The sequence below is a fragment of the Aeromonas sp. NJAU223 genome, assembly GCF_051125555.1.
Lineage (GTDB): Bacteria > Pseudomonadota > Gammaproteobacteria > Enterobacterales > Aeromonadaceae > Aeromonas > Aeromonas veronii_G.
Genome location: NZ_CP144204.1, coordinates 637,492 through 653,279 on the forward strand (window position 1 = coordinate 637,492; position 15,788 = coordinate 653,279).

The 15,788-nt window shown below is 60.0% G+C and carries 14 protein-coding genes; 4 read left to right on the forward strand and 10 right to left on the reverse strand.

The features are described 5' to 3' along the window. Both VZC39_RS03075 and VZC39_RS03080 read left to right on the forward strand, forming a co-directional pair. The gene (locus VZC39_RS03075; RefSeq protein ID WP_434665582.1) at positions 1 to 1,464 is read left to right on the forward strand and encodes an EAL domain-containing protein; all 1,464 of its coding nucleotides are present in this window, start codon (positions 1 to 3) and stop codon (positions 1,462 to 1,464) included. Between the two features lie 10 nt (positions 1,465 to 1,474). Continuing rightward, positions 1,475 to 2,953, forward strand: a complete 1,479-nt coding sequence (locus VZC39_RS03080; protein WP_434665585.1) for a GGDEF domain-containing protein — start codon at positions 1,475 to 1,477, stop codon at positions 2,951 to 2,953. A 383-nt stretch (positions 2,954 to 3,336) separates the two neighbouring features. On the opposite strand, the gene VZC39_RS03085 is transcribed toward VZC39_RS03080, so the two are convergent. The 7 genes from VZC39_RS03085 to VZC39_RS03115 form a co-directional block, all read right to left on the reverse strand. Beyond that, positions 3,337 to 3,675 carry a DUF1294 domain-containing protein gene (locus VZC39_RS03085; protein WP_349920964.1) on the reverse strand — a complete coding sequence of 113 codons (339 nt, stop codon included), beginning with the start codon at positions 3,673 to 3,675 and terminating at the stop codon, positions 3,337 to 3,339. Further along, the gene (locus tag VZC39_RS03090) at positions 3,672 to 4,259 is read right to left on the reverse strand and encodes a sugar O-acetyltransferase (protein WP_349920965.1); all 588 of its coding nucleotides are present in this window, start codon (positions 4,257 to 4,259) and stop codon (positions 3,672 to 3,674) included. The genes VZC39_RS03085 and VZC39_RS03090 overlap by 4 nt, the downstream gene beginning before the upstream one ends. A gap of 201 nt (positions 4,260 to 4,460) precedes the next feature. Continuing rightward, on the reverse strand, positions 4,461 to 5,297 hold the full coding sequence (locus tag VZC39_RS03095; RefSeq protein ID WP_434665589.1) for a transporter substrate-binding domain-containing protein: 837 nt from the start codon (positions 5,295 to 5,297) through the stop codon (positions 4,461 to 4,463). Further along, a complete protein-coding gene (locus tag VZC39_RS03100; protein ID WP_349920967.1) occupies positions 5,294 to 6,055 on the reverse strand; it encodes an amino acid ABC transporter ATP-binding protein in 762 nt (253 codons plus the stop codon). Before VZC39_RS03100 ends, VZC39_RS03095 begins: the two co-directional genes overlap by 4 nt. Continuing rightward, on the reverse strand, positions 6,052 to 6,714 hold the full coding sequence (locus VZC39_RS03105; RefSeq protein ID WP_434668318.1) for an amino acid ABC transporter permease: 663 nt from the start codon (positions 6,712 to 6,714) through the stop codon (positions 6,052 to 6,054). The genes VZC39_RS03100 and VZC39_RS03105 overlap by 4 nt, the downstream gene beginning before the upstream one ends. 92 nt (positions 6,715 to 6,806) lie before the next feature. Beyond that, the gene (locus VZC39_RS03110) at positions 6,807 to 7,472 is read right to left on the reverse strand and encodes an amino acid ABC transporter permease (protein ID WP_434665593.1); all 666 of its coding nucleotides are present in this window, start codon (positions 7,470 to 7,472) and stop codon (positions 6,807 to 6,809) included. Further along, entirely contained in the window at positions 7,469 to 8,680 is a 1,212-nt protein-coding gene (locus tag VZC39_RS03115; RefSeq protein ID WP_434665596.1) for a threonine synthase, read from the reverse strand. The genes VZC39_RS03110 and VZC39_RS03115 overlap by 4 nt, the downstream gene beginning before the upstream one ends. 214 nt (positions 8,681 to 8,894) lie before the next feature. On the opposite strand from VZC39_RS03115, the gene VZC39_RS03120 reads away from it, so the two are divergent. Both VZC39_RS03120 and VZC39_RS03125 read left to right on the forward strand, forming a co-directional pair. Further along, complete coding sequence (locus VZC39_RS03120; protein WP_434665599.1) at positions 8,895 to 11,048, forward strand: prolyl oligopeptidase family serine peptidase; 2,154 nt, start codon at positions 8,895 to 8,897, stop codon at positions 11,046 to 11,048. Between the two features lie 197 nt (positions 11,049 to 11,245). Continuing rightward, positions 11,246 to 13,378 (forward strand): AsmA family protein, encoded by a 2,133-nt coding sequence (locus VZC39_RS03125; protein ID WP_434668321.1) that lies wholly within the window; start codon positions 11,246 to 11,248, stop codon positions 13,376 to 13,378. Between the two features lie 64 nt (positions 13,379 to 13,442). Here VZC39_RS03125 and VZC39_RS03130 read toward each other — a convergent pair whose 3' ends face one another. The 3 genes from VZC39_RS03130 to bufA2 all read right to left on the reverse strand — a co-directional run bounded on the left by VZC39_RS03130 (position 13,443) and on the right by bufA2 (position 15,442). Continuing rightward, complete coding sequence (locus VZC39_RS03130; protein WP_434665602.1) at positions 13,443 to 14,228, reverse strand: HvfC/BufC family peptide modification chaperone; 786 nt, start codon at positions 14,226 to 14,228, stop codon at positions 13,443 to 13,445. Then, positions 14,212 to 15,090: an MNIO family bufferin maturase gene (bufB, locus tag VZC39_RS03135; protein ID WP_434665605.1), complete on the reverse strand. Its 879-nt coding sequence runs from the start codon at positions 15,088 to 15,090 to the stop codon at positions 14,212 to 14,214. Before bufB ends, VZC39_RS03130 begins: the two co-directional genes overlap by 17 nt. A gap of 85 nt (positions 15,091 to 15,175) precedes the next feature. Beyond that, positions 15,176 to 15,442 carry a BufA2 family periplasmic bufferin-type metallophore gene (gene bufA2 / locus VZC39_RS03140; RefSeq protein WP_349920975.1) on the reverse strand — a complete coding sequence of 89 codons (267 nt, stop codon included), beginning with the start codon at positions 15,440 to 15,442 and terminating at the stop codon, positions 15,176 to 15,178. Positions 15,443 to 15,788 lie beyond the last annotated feature (346 nt).

Sequence of the window (15,788 nt, forward strand, 5' to 3'; positions counted from 1 at the left end):
ATGAAGCTCTCTATCGATAACAGGAAATTCATGCTGTTCATTACGCTATCTTTGGCATTGATGATATGCATTTTTATTGCGAATAAACCTCACCCAATATCTACCCTTTCGGAAAGAGATTATGAGGCCATGTTGCGTGAACAGATGCTGTTGATGACAGATGTCTTTAATGTTCTCGGCAGTAAAGTGGATGGAAACTGCGATCCATCGATGAAGTCAGAGTTGCTCGCCACGGTGATGAAACATTCTCTTTTGTATAGTTTGACGTTACTCAAGAATAATCAACCCTACTGTTCATCACATCATGGTGATGAATCGTATTCGGTAGACGTTTCCACTGGCTTAGCGGATAAAAATATCGGTAAAGTGCTGAGCTATATCAATATTGACGAGGAATTCACAATCCAAGCCGAGATGAAGTCCCTTGTTCACCAAGTGCTCACTCATCATTATTTGTTGGCATTCATGGTGGTGAAAGGGGATGGCAACGAATATCTTCATGACCATCTCAATGTCAGTCACCCCCATGACCATTCTAATCTGGTTAGCCCATATATTGATCTTCAGCTCGGCAGTGAGTCCCGCCATAGGCTCATCTTTTCAAGCCCAATCATGGGGTTGCTAATTTTGTCTACGCTGATGAGCATCTACTTATTTATGCATGGCGGCCGACCTCAGATTGAGTATGTCTTCAAGAAATACTTGTTGAAGAAAGCGATCATCCATCATGAACTGAAGCCGTATATGCAACCGGTTGTCTCATCAACAGATGGCCGTATCATTGGCGGGGAGGTCTTGCTGCGATGGATTCACCCCAAGAAAGGCATTGTTTACCCAGCTGATTTCATCTGTGTTGCGGAACGTTCTGGATTGATCGTTCCCATTACCAAGCAGTTATTCGAGCGGGTGAAAAATGAGCTGCTTGAGATTGTCCCGCATCTACCAAGTGGATTCAAGGTTGGCTTCAATATTAGTGCCACTCATCTCGGAGATCCCGAACTGGTGCAGGACTGTGCTGATTTCATCGATGCATTCGAACCGGGCAGCATAGTGATGGTGCTGGAGATAACGGAGCAGGAAGCTATTGTTTATACCGATAGGGTATATACCAATATTGCCGGGTTACGCCAGGCTGGCATAGAACTGGCGATAGATGACTATGGCACCGGTAATTCAACATTGCAAAATATTCAAAAAATCCCTTTTGATTACATTAAGATAGATAAATCATTTGTTGCACTTGCCGCTACCGACAAGATAAGCAGAGATATATTAATAAATATAATTTCACTGGCGCTGAGCATTAATGCAAAGACAGTCGCAGAGGGTGTCGAGAGAGCTGAGCAGGCTAAATTGCTTGCGTTGTCCGGTGTACATTTTCAGCAAGGTTGGCTGTGGAGCAAGGCTATACCTATATCTGATGTAATATCTTTACCGAGACTCACCCATGCACAAAAATCTTAAAAGAAATTACATGTTCGCTAGTTTTATCATAGCGTTCATTGTATCTTCTTGGTTATCTTATTTATATGTGAGAACCATATTTAATGCCCATGCGAAATTCGACTTTGATGTTGTTGAATATTTGTACTTTGATATGGCAGCATTCGATCTCGACTCTCTGTTACATGGGAATGATATAAAAGATGTTGATGCATATAAAGATCAGAACATTTTCTTTAAAAAATATGCTAACGAAAAAGGTAATTACCAGTATTTCGTCTATAACAATGACAGTGGCGAGTTGGAGTCTAATCGGGTGCTGCATATAAGGGAGGCGCAATGGCTCGCACCATATGGGATGTTATTGAATAGCAGCCTTGTCAGCAGTATTTACTTGATTACCAATGACTACAAGATCATTGGATTGACAGAGCAGCAACTTTCAGTCCCGGTCCATCTTCATCCATTGGATAAAGATGTCAAAAAAACTGAGTATTGGGAAAGTTTTAGTGCATGTTTCAATCCAGACCCTGGCTCAGAGTGCAGCACCAATCCCTATGTGACAAACCAGTATACTGACATGTTATCAAAAGATGACATTATTACATTATTGTTCCCCTACAAATTAAACAACCAGTTTTTCGGGGTTATTGGCTTTGATATAAGGACCAAGATCCTCTTTGAACGTTTTTTTGACACCAAAGATGTTATTAAACCGACAAGTTTCAAAATTACGGATATGAATGTAGCCTGTAATGGATACACAATCTGTTTCAATAAAGAAATATCATTGCTGGATTCAAGGCATTTCACTCTGTTCTGGGAGTACAATTATGTTGATTTTATACAAGCTATTGTATCAACCCATCGATTCATTTATACATTCCAGGTTATGCTGGTTTTGATGTCATTTATTTATTTCCTTATAACTCTCTGGGGTGACAGTCAGTCCCGAGATGGCTTGACTGGGGTTTATAGCCGTAAGGCTATTTATAATGTAAAACGCCATGGACGATATTCATATGTTCTGATGATGGACATAGACAACTTCAAGGCAATCAATGATACCTACGGTCATGATATTGGCGACAAAGTACTGGTTGCATTCGCTAATCATCTCAGGAAACACACCAGAAGTGATGATCTCTTGTGCCGTTGGGGAGGGGAAGAGTTCGTGGTGATGTATCGTACGGGGGCAGATGAAAACTGCATGCTGGATATTGTCAGGCGACTGTGGTCTTCGCCCGTGACGATCCTGGATTCTACTCTGAATATCACGTTTTCCGGTGGTCTGGTCAGAATGGGCAAAGATATTTCCAGTAGTATCAATGTCGCCGATCGGCTGCTTTATCAGGTGAAGCGAAACGGCAAGAACAACGTCATGCTGGAGATCAATGGTGAGCATTCGCTATTGATGGCCAAATCCCTCGCAGGGCCACCGGCCTGTACAGGCAGCAGCATGGTTTGTACAGAGCCCCTCCTTTGTCATGGATATGGCCATAGCGGCTAGCCGGGGCCTCTGCCTTGCCATGGCAACTGATTCTGGACCTGGGCCCGTCATTCAGCCTTTCCCCTTCCGACCTTAGCGGCACCACTCGCTGTACTGGGCGATACCTGGTGGGGTTTGCTTGTGACACGGGGAAGTCTTGCCCGGTGATCGGAGAGGTTGGCGCCAGTGTGTCGGCATCTGATTATAAAGAGTCCGTGAATTGGCCAGACCCGGGTGTGCTGGCCCTGGGTAACCACTGACGCGCCATCTCTGGCACTCGATCCGATAGCATCAAGACCGAGATGTCAGTGGCGCTGAAGGTCTAGGTGCCGGGCGTGGCGGCGAGGCAGTTAGCGGGTTGTGGCTTCGGCCACCTTCATTTCTCTTTTGGCGTCAGGTTGGGGTCAGGTCAGCCAGAGCGGGCGGCTCACCCAGATCCCGAGCAGTATCAGCTGACCCCAGACGATGGCCCAGAACACCCGCCGGTAGCTTCCTTTCTGGGTCTTGTGGCGCAGCCAGTGGCGGGCGAGCAGGGCGCCGGGCCAGCCACCGAGCAGTTCCAGCAGATGCAGACGGGCTTCCGGCACACGCCAACCGCCGCGCACCGCCTGGCGCTTGTCGTGGGCGTAGGCCAGGGCAGTCAACAAGCTCATGGTGGTGATGAGGGCGAGTGGCCACCAGTTGGCGTCCACCATACCGAGCCAGCTGCCCCACAGCAGGGGCAGAAGGGCGAGCCAGATCATGATGTCAGTTCCAGATCTCGCGGCTCGTCCGGGTTCAAGGTGCGAATGACTTTGGCCGGGTTGCCGACGGCGAGGGAATCGGCCGGGATGTCGCGGGTGACCACGGCGCCGGCTCCGATGATGGAGCGCGCCCCTATGGTGACGCCGGGGCAGATGATGGCGCCGCCGCCAATCCAGCAGTCATCGCCGATGTGGACCGGCTTGTTGTAGGCGGTCCAGTTGCGGCGCTCCAGGTGGTTCAGGCTGTGGGTGGCGGTGTAGATCTGCACATTGGGGGCCAGCAAGACGTTGTTGCCTATGTGTACTTCGCCCACGTCGAGGATGGTGACGTTGAAGTTGAAGAAGGTCTTCTCGCCGATGTGGATGTTGCGGCCAAACTCGCAGGTGAAGGGGGAGCTGATCCAGCAGGTATCCGGGCAGGTGGCGAACAGTTCGCGGCAGAGCGTCTGCCTGGCGTCGTGATCCCCTGCCGGGGTGGCGTTGAACCTGGCCAGCAGGGCCTGGCCGCGAATGCGATCGCCCGCTATCTCCTCGGTCTGGGTGAGGGGGCCACCCGCCAGAATATCGTCCCAGTCGCTTGCCATGCTCTTATCTCCTCATGTGCCAAGAGGCGCCAGTATACGCAAGTTGCCAGGAGGCGTCAGGGGGCTCGCCCTGGCTTGAGGGACGCGCTCACAAAAAAAGGCGCCACCGGAGGGGGGCGCCTGCAAAGCCAAACCTTGCGGTTTGAGGACCAACGGAACCAAAGATCACACACACTCAGTACTTCTTCGGGATGGCGGGGATCAACCCTGCCACTTGCCTCCTTCCACTATCACGTCGTTGGGATCGGTATCGGCGCTCAGGCGATCTCGCACGTACTGGTCATAGAGTTTGAGCAGGTATTTCTCCTCCCCCAGCTTGGCGAGGCGAGCGTTCACCCAGTCACGCAGCTCGACGTTGCCCTTCTTCACCGCCGGTGCGATTGGGTCTTCCGAGCCCAGCTTCTCGGGCAGCACCCGATAACCCGGGTTCTCCTTGGCCCAGCTGAACAGCACCAGGTTGTCCTGGGCGTAGGCGTCACCACGACCCTGGGCCAGGGCCTGCAGGGATTCGGAGTTCTTCTCGAACTTGATCACCTTCCAGTCCGGGTGATTGCGGGTCAGCCAGATGTCGGCGGTGGTGCCGGTGGTGACGATCAGGGTCTTGTCCGCCAGATCATCCAGCCCCTTGGCGGCGCTCTTTTCGGGTACCAACACCTGTACCGCGACCTTGAGGTTCGGGTTGGTGAAGTCCACCACCTCGCGCCGCTCCGGGGTCACCGTCATGTTGGCGAGGATGAGATCCACCTTGTCACTCTGCAGGAAGGGGATGCGGCTGGCGGGTTCCACCGCCACGAATTCGACCTTGTTTTCGTCCCCCAAGAGATCCTTGGCGAAACGGCGGCCGAGATCGGTATCGAAGCCGACGTAGTTGCCCTTCTCGTCCACATACCCGAAGGGGGGCTTGTCGGTGAAGACCCCGACGATGAGTTTGTCGCGGGCCTTGATCTTGTCGAGGGAACCGTCCGCCGCCTGGGCGGTGCCGCTGGCGATCCCGAGCCCAATGAGGGCGCTGAGCAGAACAGAGGTGATTTTTTTCATGCTGACTCCTTTCGCTTGATGACATGGGTATAAGAAAACTTGTCGAGGAACTGGCGGGCACGCTGGCTCCTCGGATTCTCGAAGAATTGCTGGGGGGCGGCCTGCTCCAGGATGTGGCCGCCGTCCATGAAGACGATGCGATCCGCCACCGCCCGGGCGAACGCCAGCTCGTGGGTGACGATGAGCAGGGTCATGCCGCTGCCGGCGAGATCCCGGATGACCGCCAGCACCTCCTGCACCATCTCGGGATCCAGGGCGGCGGTGACCTCGTCGAACAGCATCACCTGAGGGTTCATGCACAGGGCCCGAACTATGGCGATGCGCTGCTGCTGGCCGCCGGAGAGCTCGCGCGGATAGGCGTGGCGCTTCTCCCACAGGCCCACTCGGTTCAGCAGTTGCTCCACCTGCAGCAGGGCCTCGGCCCGTTCCCGCCTCTGCACCCGGAGGGGCCCGAGCAATACGTTCTCCTGCACGGTCAGATTCGGGAAGAGGTGATAGCTCTGGAACACCATGCCGATGCGCTGGCGCAGCCGCTGCCAGTCGGTGTGGGTATCGAGAGCCTCGCCGTCGAAGCGGATCTCGCCGCTCCCGATGGACTCGAGGCCGTTGAGGGTGCGCAGCAGGGTGCTCTTGCCGCAGCCGCTCGGCCCCAGGATGACGATCACCTCGCCGGGGTTCACGGTGAGGCTGACCCCGTCCAGCACCCGGTGCTGGCCAAATTGTTTGCTGATGGCATTGAGTTCAAGCAGAGGTGTCATACCGCATTACCCCATTTTTGCTCCAGCCGGCGCGAGGCGAGCGAGAGCGGATAGCAGACCAAAAAGAAGAACAGGAACAGCAGGCCGTAGATGAGCACGGAGGCATAGGTGCGCTCGATGATCTGCTGGCCCACCTTGATCACCTCCACCACCCCGATCAGCACCGCCAGCGAGCTGGTCTTGATGATACGGGTGTGAATGTTGATGGTCGGCGGCGTCAGCCGTTGCAACGCCTGGGGCAGCAAAACGTAGCGATAGAGCTGCCAGCGGGAGAGGCCAAGGGCCAGTCCGGCCTCCTGCTGACCACGGGCGAGAGATCTCAGACCGCCGCGCACCACTTCCCCCACCTCGCTCGCCCCCCAGAGGGAGAGCACCAGCACGGCGCACCAGAAGGCCGGGATATCGAGGCCGAAGACGATGGGCAGCCCGAAGAAAAACAGATAGAGCCACACCAGCACGGGTACCACCCGAAACAGCTCCAGATAGACCCGCAGTATCCCCTGGGTCAGCCGACCTCCCTGCTGGGCCAGCACGCCGTAACCCAGGCCCCCCAGGGTGGCGAACAGGATGGCGAGCAACGAGATGGCGAGGGTCTGGCCCGCACCGACGATAAGCAGGGGCAGGGCCTGGCCCAGCAACTCAGAAACCGGAGTGGTCATAGTCATCCCTCCCTTCCAATGCATGCAGGGCAGGTGACGGCAGCGGCAGAAAGATCCGTGCCCACATAGGGATCCGCGACTGTACCAGCGACTCAGTGACCGAACTGACCATGTTGCAGCCTCCTCTCAAGGGCGCGCAGGGCGAGAGACAAGGGCAGGAAGATCAGCACGCACATCAATGTCAGCACCGCCAGCATCTCGTAGGTCTTGTAGTAGAGGGCGATGTAGTTCTTGGTGGTGTAGAGCAGCTCGGGCACCGCTACCGCCGAGGCCACGGTCGTCTCTTTGAGCAAGAAGATGAAGTTGGCAAAAAGCGCCGGCAGGCTGGCGAGCCAGGCCTGGGGCAGCTGTACGTGTCGCAGCAGTTGCCAGCGGGAGAGGCCGATGGCCTGGCCCGCCTCTAGCTGACTCGGAGGCACCGCCTGCACCCCGGCTCGCAGCGCCTCCGTGAGGTAGCCACCGCCCAAGAAAGTCATGGCGATCACCGCCGTGGTGAAGCCGGAGAGGGAGAGCCCGAGCGCAGGCAGCCCGAAGTAGAGAAAGAACAGCTGGATCAGCAGCGGCGTGTTGCGGGCCAGCTCCACATAGCCGCGGATCACCCCGTTCAGCCAGGGTTTGTGCAGGCCGAGCAGCGCCACGTTGATCAGGGCCACCGCGAGGGCGGTGACGATGACGATGGCGCCGAGCTGCAAGGTGACCCAGACCGATTTGCCAAAGGCGGGCAGGGTGGCGACGACAAAGGCCCAGTCGAAGGTCATGCGGGGATCCTCCCGTCACGGCGCAGCCGCTGGGGCACCACGGTAATGGCGTCCGGGTACTTGATGCCGGCACCGGTGTTGAGCACCACCACCCGCTCCCCTCCTTTTATCCAGCCTGATTCCCGCAACTGGCGGGCGGCGGCGAAGGCGGCGGCCCCCTCCGGGCAGACGAAGCTCCCCTCCTGGGCGGCGAGCTGGCGGATCTCGCTCTGGATGGCCCTGTCGTCCACCGCGATGGCGCAACCCTCGGTGCGATAGAGGGCGTCGAGCACCAGGAAGTCCCCCAGCGCCTTGGGCACATTGATGCCAAAGGCCAGGGTCTGGGAGTCGGACCAGAAGGTCGATTCTGACGCTCCCTGCTGCCAGGCCTGGACGATGGGGGCGCAGCCGCTTGATTGCACCGCCACCAGTCGGGGGAGGGGGCCCTGAACCCAGCCCAGCTCCTGCAATTCCCGCAGCGCCTTGTAGATGCCGATGAGGCCGACGCCGCCACCGGTGGGGTAGAGGATGACATCCGGCAGGGTCCAGCCGAGCTGCTCGGCGATCTCCAGCCCCATGGTCTTCTTGCCCTCGATGCGATAGGGCTCCTTCAGGGTGGAGGCGTCGAACAGGGACTGTTCCGCCACCGCCTGGGCCACCTGGCGGCCGGCGTCGCTGATGAGGCCATCCACCAGATAGAGGCGGGCACCGGCCAGCGAGGTCTCCAGCCTGGTAATGGCGGGGGCCGCCTGGGGCATGACGATGGTGCTGCGCAGGCCGGCGCGGGCACCGTACAGGGCCCAGGCCGCGCCGGCGTTGCCGTTGGTGGGCATGGCGAAATGGGCGATGCCGAGCTCGCGGGCACGGGAGAGGCCGACCGCGGCGCCGCGGGCCTTGAAGGAGCCGGTGGGGATGATGCTCTCATCCTTCATCCAGAGATCCGGGATGCCGATTTGCTTGCCGAGGGTCGGCAGGGGCAGCAGAGGAGTGAAGCCCTCCCCCAGGGTTACTACCTGGGCGGGATCGCGCACCGGCAGCAGCTCGTGGTAGCGCCACAGGCTGGCGGGGCGGCCGAGCAGGGCGGCCGGGTGCCAGGCCTTTTTCAGGGCATCGAGATCGTAGCTGGCGAGCAGCGGGGCCCCGACCCGGCTCAGTTGCTGGGGCTGGTCGGCATCATGGATTTCGCCTGTCTTGCTGCAACGCAGATGTGAGAGATAGCTATAGGGCATGGATTATCCTGAGCGGGTCGTCTGGCGTGGTCTGTTATGCCATCCTGTGACCCAAGTGCCGGATAACAAACAAAATAAAGCGGCAAACCAAAGTGAAAAGATGGCTATGAGGCGTGCCGAACTGGCACGGCCGTTATGCGGGTCTGGGGGGTTGGGGCTGCCGCCACTCTTTGTTAACCTGCCTGCTTCATTCGAACAGCAGGGAGTTGCCTCGATGCGATCCATCGTCAGTCTGCTGGCCCTGTCACTGCTCGCCGGTTGCAGTGGCCAGTCTGACCCCACTCAAGAGGATGCCATGTCAGGGAAAGCGCGCCTTCACTACCCCGTCACCCGCCAGAACGATCAGGTGGATCACTATTTCGGTCAGGCCGTGGCCGACCCCTATCGCTGGCTGGAGGATGACCGCAGTCCCGAGACCGAGGCCTGGGTCAAGGCCCAGAACGCGGTGACTCAGGACTATCTGGCCCGGATCCCGTTTCGGGAGGCGATAAAGAGCAAGCTCGCCGCCTCCTGGAACTATGCCAAGGAGGGGGCGCCGTTTCGTGAGGGGCGCTACCACTACTTCTTCAAGAATGATGGCCTGCAGAACCAGAACGTCTTGTGGCGCCAGGCACCGGGCAAACCCGCCGAGGTGTTCCTCGATCCCAATACCCTCAGCACCGATGGCACCACGGCGCTGGATCAGCTGAGCTTCTCCCGGGACGGCAAGCGGCTGGCCTACTCCCTGTCGCTCGCCGGCAGCGACTGGCGCGAGATCCACCTGATGGACGTGGAGAGCAAGCAGCCCCTGGAGGCACCCCTCAAGGACGTGAAGTTCAGCGGCATCAGCTGGCTTGGCAACGAGGGCTTCTTCTATTCGAGCTATGACAAGCCGGACGGCAGCGAGCTGTCGGCCAAAACGGATCAGCACAAGGTCTACTTCCACCGCCTCGGCACGGCCCAGGAAGATGACAGGCTGGTGTTTGGCGCCATCCCGGCCCAGAAGCACCGCTACGTGGGGGCCAGCGTCACCGAGGATGATCGCTACCTGCTCATATCGGCGGCGAACTCCACCTCGGGCAATCGCCTCTATGTGAAGGATCTGACCCAGGACAATGCTCCGCTCCTGACCGTGCAGGGGGAGCTGGATGCGGATGTGAGCCTGGTGGACAACAAGGGCAGCACGCTTTATCTGCAGACCAACCGCGGCGCCCCCAATGGCCGGCTGGTGACGGTGGATGCGAGCAACCCGGGCCCCCAACAGTGGCGTGACCTCATCCCCGAGCGACCCCAGGTGCTGTCGGTGCACAGCGGCGCCGGCTATCTCTTTGCGGAATATATGGTGGATGCCACCGCCAGGGTCGAGCAGTTCGACTATGACGGCCACAAGGTGCGGGACATTGCACTGCCTGGCCCCGGCAGCGTCAGCGGTTTCAACGGCAAGCATGATGACCCGGAGATCTACTTCGGCTTCGAGAACTATGCCCAGCCGCCGACCCTCTACCGACTGGCCCCCAAGAGCGGTGACATCAGCCTCTACCGCGCCTCGGCGGCGCCGTTCAAACCGGAAGATTACGTCTCCGAGCCGCGCTTCTACCAGAGCAAGGATGGCACCCGGGTGCCGCTCATCATCAGCTATCGCAAGGGGCTCAAGCTCGACGGCAGCAACCCCGCCATCCTCTATGGCTACGGCGGTTTCGATGTGAGCCTGACCCCGAGCTTCAGCGTCTCGGTGGCGAACTGGCTGGATCTGGGGGGCGTCTACGCGGTGGCGAACCTGCGCGGGGGCGGCGAGTACGGTCAGGCCTGGCATCTGGCGGGCACCCAGATGAACAAGCAGAACGTGTTCGACGACTTCATCGCGGCGGCCGAGTACCTGAAGGACGAGGGCTACACCAGTACCGACAAGCTGGCGGTGCGTGGCGGCTCCAACGGCGGCCTGCTGGTGGGCGCCGTCATGACCCAGCGCCCGGATCTGATGCGGGTCGCCCTGCCGGCGGTGGGGGTGCTCGACATGCTGCGCTACCACACCTTCACCGCCGGGGCGGGCTGGGCCTATGACTACGGCACCAGCGCCGACAGCGAGGCCATGTTCACGTACCTGAAGGGCTACTCCCCCCTGCACAATCTGCGCAAGGGGGTGAGCTATCCCTCGACCCTGGTGACCACGGCGGATCACGACGATCGTGTGGTGCCGGCCCACTCCTTCAAGTTCGCCGCCACCTTGCAGGCAGACAACGAGGGCCCTCATCCCCAGCTCATCCGCATCGAGACCAATGCGGGGCACGGGGCGGGCACGCCGGTCACCAAGCTCATCGAGCAGAGCGCGGATCTCTATGCCTTCACTCTCTATGAGATGGGTTACCGGCGACTGCCGTTGCAACCCTGAGCTGGGTGAGAGGGCGGGCATCCACCACGCCGACCATGACCAAGGGCCCTGCGGGGCCCTTTTCGTTGCGTGGGCTCCACTAAGCGGGCGGGCGCGACCATCCCTGTCTCGCCATTTGCCGGTTTTGGTTCCTCCTTGCCCTCTGTTATCCCCCCGATGGTATAGTCGGCGACAGGATCTGCATTGAGGACATCATGGTGAAGAAGATCATCTATATAGTGCTGGGGTTGGCGCTGGCCGCCCTGGTGGCCATCGTCGCCCTGGTCAGCCTGATCGACCCGAACCAGTTCAAGCCCCAGCTGGCCGAACAGGTACGCAAGAACACGGGCCGCGAACTGGTGATGGAAGGGGACATCGGCTGGCGCTTCTGGCCGAGTCTCGGTCTCAGCTTCGAGCGGGTGGCCCTGCGCAATCCCGCCGGTTTTGCCGAGCCGGATCTGGTGCGGGTGGCGCAGGGAGAAGCCTCGGTTGCCCTGCTGCCTCTGCTCTCCCATCGGCTCGACATCGGTGAGGTGACGCTCAATGGTGCCCACCTCTTCATCCAGACCAAGGCTGACGGCAGCAGCAACCTGACGGATCTGGTCAAGGATGAACGCAAAGCAGCGCCGGCAAACGAGGCGGCCTCCGCCAGCCCTGCTGATGCCGCCACCCCCTGGCAGGTCTCCCTCAAGGGGGTCTCCCTCGAGCAGGCCAGCGCCCTGGTGCAGGATGATCGCAACGGCCTCGTCTCCCGTCTGGAACGACTGGATCTCACCCTGGGTCAGCTGACCCTGGGGCAATGGGTCCCGGTGACCCTGGCCGCCAAGGGCGCGCGCGGTGATCTGCTCTTCGACATCAAGGGACAGGCCGAGATCAAGCTGGCGCAGGATGAGAAGGAGAGCGAACTCAAGGGGCTGGCGCTGAGCGGCAGCCTGGGGGCTCCCGGCCAGCGGCTCGATGCCTTCAATCTCAAGGCCGACAGAGTGGCACTGGGTGAGTGGAGCAGTCTGACCCTGAGCCTGAACGGCGCCCAGGGAGAGGCGGCCAAACCAACGTTGGCAGGCTCTCTCGAGGGGACCCTCAAGGCGAAGGTCGACCAGAGCCTCCAGCTGGTGGAGGTGTCGGATGCGGTGTTGTCCGCCAAGCTGGACGGGGAGAGCCTGCCCCGTGCGCCTCTCTCTCTCAAGCTGGCTGGCTTTGCCCGCGCCGAGCTGGACAAGCAGACGGTGACCCTGAGCAACCTGGTGATGGGGGCCGAAGATCTGCTGCTGAGCGGCAACGGGACGGTCAGGCTGGGGGCTGTGCCCAACGTCGATTTTGATCTCAAGGGCAACAAGCTGGATCTCGATGCCTGGCTGGGTCAGCCGCAGGGCGCCAAACCGGCTGCGGCCACTGCCGCTGCACCGGCGCCAGCTGCCAGCAGCGGGGCCGCCAAGGGTACCCTCTCCAGTGCAGAGCCTGATTTGAGCGCCCTCAAGAAGGTGGATCTGGCAGGTGAGCTGCAATTGGACGGTCTGAAGGTGAAAGGACTGGATCTGAGCGCCGTCGATCTGCAACTGGCCCTCAATGGTGGTCAACTCACTCTCAAGCGCTTCGTCGCCGGAGTGGCCGGAGGCAAGGTCAGTGCGGAAGGGGCGGTCGATGCCCGTCAGCAGCCCGCCAGCTACCGGGTACACAAGCAGATCCAGGGGGTGGAGATACGCCCGCTGCTGCAGACCCTGGCCCAGAACGACAAGCTGGAGGGCAAGGGGGATCTGGAAATCCAGGTGCAGGGGCGCGGCTTCTCCGAGCAGGCCCTGCGCAGCCAGATGCAGGGTACGGTGAGCCTGAAGCTGAGCGATGGTGCCTTGCATGGCATCAACCTGGCCCAGATGATCCGCGAGGCGCGAGCGACCCTGACCGGCAAGGGCGCCGAGCAGGTCAAGGAGGTGCGCAAGACCGACTTTAGCGACCTTAGCGCCCGCTTCCTGATAGCGAACGGCATCGCCAGCAGCAACGACATCCAACTTGCCGCCCCGGCGCTGCGGGTGAAGGGGCAGGGGCAGACCGCCCTGGTGCCCGAGACCCTCGACTTCCTGTTCCTCACCTCGGTGGTGGAGAGCAGCAAGGGGCAGGGGGGCAAGACGGTGGATGAGCTCAAAGACATCACCATACCGGTGCGCATCGGCGGCCACTGGCAGGCGCCGAGCTACCAGCTCGATGTGAAGGCGCTGCTCAGCAACAACAAGGTACTGGAAGAGAAGGCCAGGAAAGAGGCCGAGCGGGGTCTCAAGAAGCTGCTGGGAGACAAAGCCGACGACGAGGGGATCAAGGGGGCGGCGGATCAGCTGCTCAAGGGCTTGTTCAAGTAACCTCTTGTTTCATCTGACAATCACTAAAACGGGCCCAGTGGGCCCGTTTTTTTGTCTGCGCAGCTTAGTCCTGCCGATACCCGCCGATCAGCCCCTCGGCGAGCCAGAGCTGCAGGAAGCAACCCGCCCGAAAGGCGGCGACCTCCTCCCCCAGCCGCTCCCCAAGGTGGAGGCAGAGATCGGCAAAGGTCGCTCTTCGGAACAGATCCTGCACCGCCGCCGCCTCATCGGACTCCAGGCTGCGGTAGCGACTGAGGCGCTCGCCGTCCCGCCAGATGAGGCAGAGGCTCGCCTGCTCCTGACGACCAGGGGGGGGCGGAGCCTGCTCCGCCTTGAGCGCCTTCCACACCGCCAGGGTGTTGAAGTACTGGGGATGCAGGTCGGCTGAAGGCACCGGCACGAAACGCATGCCGGGCCAGGACTCGGCAGGCTGTTGCTGGATGTCGGTCAGGGTCAGGGGGGCGGCATCGGCGGCGTCGAAGGCGGCCCGCAGCCGCCATTCGAACTCGGCGAGCTCCGCCACCTGGCGATGTTCGTCGAGGACCTGCTCGAGATAGTGAGGGAAGCCGGCGCCGAGGGTGCGCAGGGTCCAGCCGTGGGGCGGATGCTGGGCCAGATAACCGAGGCAGCACTGTTCGAACAGGTCATCCCCCACATAGGCCCAGGTCTGTTCGAAGTCTTCTTGCAGGCACTCCAGCAGCCGGCTCTGGTAGGCGTTGGCATAGATGTGCCAGCGCAGCGAGGTGGGCAGATGACCTTCGACCAGAGGGACGGGGGCGGATTCCGGCTGCTGCTGCAGGCCCTGCATGAAGGCCAGTTGCAGGGCTTGTAGTTCAGCGGGCGCCGGCATGGGGCACCTCGGCACGGGCTGATGCCGCCTGGCTGACAGCGGGCCAGTGGGGGGCGGCGATGGCTCTCGCCTGGTTCAGCTCCGCCACCAGATCACTGAAGGGGGGAATGTGATCGTCGCGCTCTATCATGGTGCTGACGGGGCCGAAGCGGCGCACCGCCCGATCGTAGAGGGCCCAGACCGGGTCGACGATGGGGTGGTCGTGAGTGTCTATCACGTAGTCCCCGTAATCGCTGTGACCGGCGAGGTGGAATTGCACCACGGCCTCGGTATCTATCTCGTCCAGATAGGCGTTGGCATCAAAGCCGTGGTTGCGGCTGCTCACATAGATGTTGTTGATGTCGAGCAGCAGCTTGCATCCGCTCTGGCGGCTGAGCTGGTTGAGAAAGTCCTGCTCCAGATACTCGTCCCCCGGGAAGGCGAGATAGGTGGAGGCGTTCTCCAGCACCAGGGGGCGACCGAGGTAGTTTTGCACCGCATCGATGCGATCGAGCAGATGGGTCAGCACGGCCTCCGTCAGGGGCAGGGGCAGCAGATCATGGCTACTCTGGCCGCCGACACCGGTCCAGCAGAGGTGATCCGACAGCCAGACGGGCTCCACGCTGCGCATCAGCTCCCGCAGGCGGGCGAGGTAATCCATGTCGAGGGGATCCGCCGAGCCGATGTTCATGGAGACCCCGTGCATGACGATGGGGTAGTCGGCGCGCACACGATCGAGGTAGTGACGGGGCTTGCCCCCCGCCACCATGAAATTTTCGGACAGGATCTCGAACCAGTCGACGCCCCTGGCGCCATCCAGCACATCCTGAAAGTGAGGGGGTCTGAGGCCCAGACCAAAACCTAGCCAGGGAAAATGATCCATCCAGACTCCTTGGGTGAAAAGGCCGTTAAAAAACAGGCCGGTAACCCTTTGCAGGGGCCGGCCATGGCAAGAGCGTGTGGTCAGCTTAGCGGACTTTCCCACCCTTGGCGTTGCACTCTTCCCGGGTCATGCTGAGGAAGCCTTGGCCCTTGCAGGATCCTTGCCCCTTGCAGCTGTTCTTGGCGGTCTTGCAGTCGTTGTGGCCCTTGCAGCTGTTCACTCCCCAGCAGTGCACCTGATCTTCACCGTGTTGCCCGGTATTGGCAGCCATGGCGGTGCCAGAGAGGGAGACGGCGGCCATGGCCAGTGCGGCGCCGGCCAGACAGTTGAGGGTTTTGCGGGTTGCGTGCATGTTGTTCTCCTTGGGTCATGCCGTCACTCTGCCCGTATTGGCCGAGTGTCCGTGTGACGTCATCTGGTGAGGCGCGGCCTCCGGTACTGTGTTTTGGAGGAGTGGCTCACTGACCTTTCATTACGATCCGGTTCTCATGCCTGGATCACAGGGGTCGCGATGACGACGCTCATTGAACAAGACCGTGACGAGCGTCATTTACATTCAGGCAACATGCATCTTTTTGAAAAAAATCGTGCAGGCCCCGCCAGTACTGGGCTGACGAGCAGCGCCGGATCCCCAGGAAGGGCGGTGTTTCCCTTGCCGCTCCAACCTCATGGGGTAGTATCACAGGCCGGATGGCCAT

Coding starts and splice junctions, on each gene's coding strand:
- VZC39_RS03075 (WP_434665582.1), top strand. CDS start 1: ATGAAGCTCTCTATCGATAACAGGAAATTCATGCTGTTCATTACGCTA.
- VZC39_RS03080 (WP_434665585.1), top strand. CDS start 1,475: ATGTTCGCTAGTTTTATCATAGCGTTCATTGTATCTTCTTGGTTATCT.
- VZC39_RS03085 (WP_349920964.1), bottom strand. CDS start 3,675: ATGATCTGGCTCGCCCTTCTGCCCCTGCTGTGGGGCAGCTGGCTCGGT.
- VZC39_RS03090 (WP_349920965.1), bottom strand. CDS start 4,259: ATGGCAAGCGACTGGGACGATATTCTGGCGGGTGGCCCCCTCACCCAG.
- VZC39_RS03095 (WP_434665589.1), bottom strand. CDS start 5,297: ATGAAAAAAATCACCTCTGTTCTGCTCAGCGCCCTCATTGGGCTCGGG.
- VZC39_RS03100 (WP_349920967.1), bottom strand. CDS start 6,055: ATGACACCTCTGCTTGAACTCAATGCCATCAGCAAACAATTTGGCCAG.
- VZC39_RS03105 (WP_434668318.1), bottom strand. CDS start 6,714: ATGACCACTCCGGTTTCTGAGTTGCTGGGCCAGGCCCTGCCCCTGCTT.
- VZC39_RS03110 (WP_434665593.1), bottom strand. CDS start 7,472: ATGACCTTCGACTGGGCCTTTGTCGTCGCCACCCTGCCCGCCTTTGGC.
- VZC39_RS03115 (WP_434665596.1), bottom strand. CDS start 8,680: ATGCCCTATAGCTATCTCTCACATCTGCGTTGCAGCAAGACAGGCGAA.
- VZC39_RS03120 (WP_434665599.1), top strand. CDS start 8,895: ATGCGATCCATCGTCAGTCTGCTGGCCCTGTCACTGCTCGCCGGTTGC.
- VZC39_RS03130 (WP_434665602.1), bottom strand. CDS start 14,228: ATGCCGGCGCCCGCTGAACTACAAGCCCTGCAACTGGCCTTCATGCAG.
- bufB (WP_434665605.1), bottom strand. CDS start 15,090: ATGGATCATTTTCCCTGGCTAGGTTTTGGTCTGGGCCTCAGACCCCCT.
- bufA2 (WP_349920975.1), bottom strand. CDS start 15,442: ATGCACGCAACCCGCAAAACCCTCAACTGTCTGGCCGGCGCCGCACTG.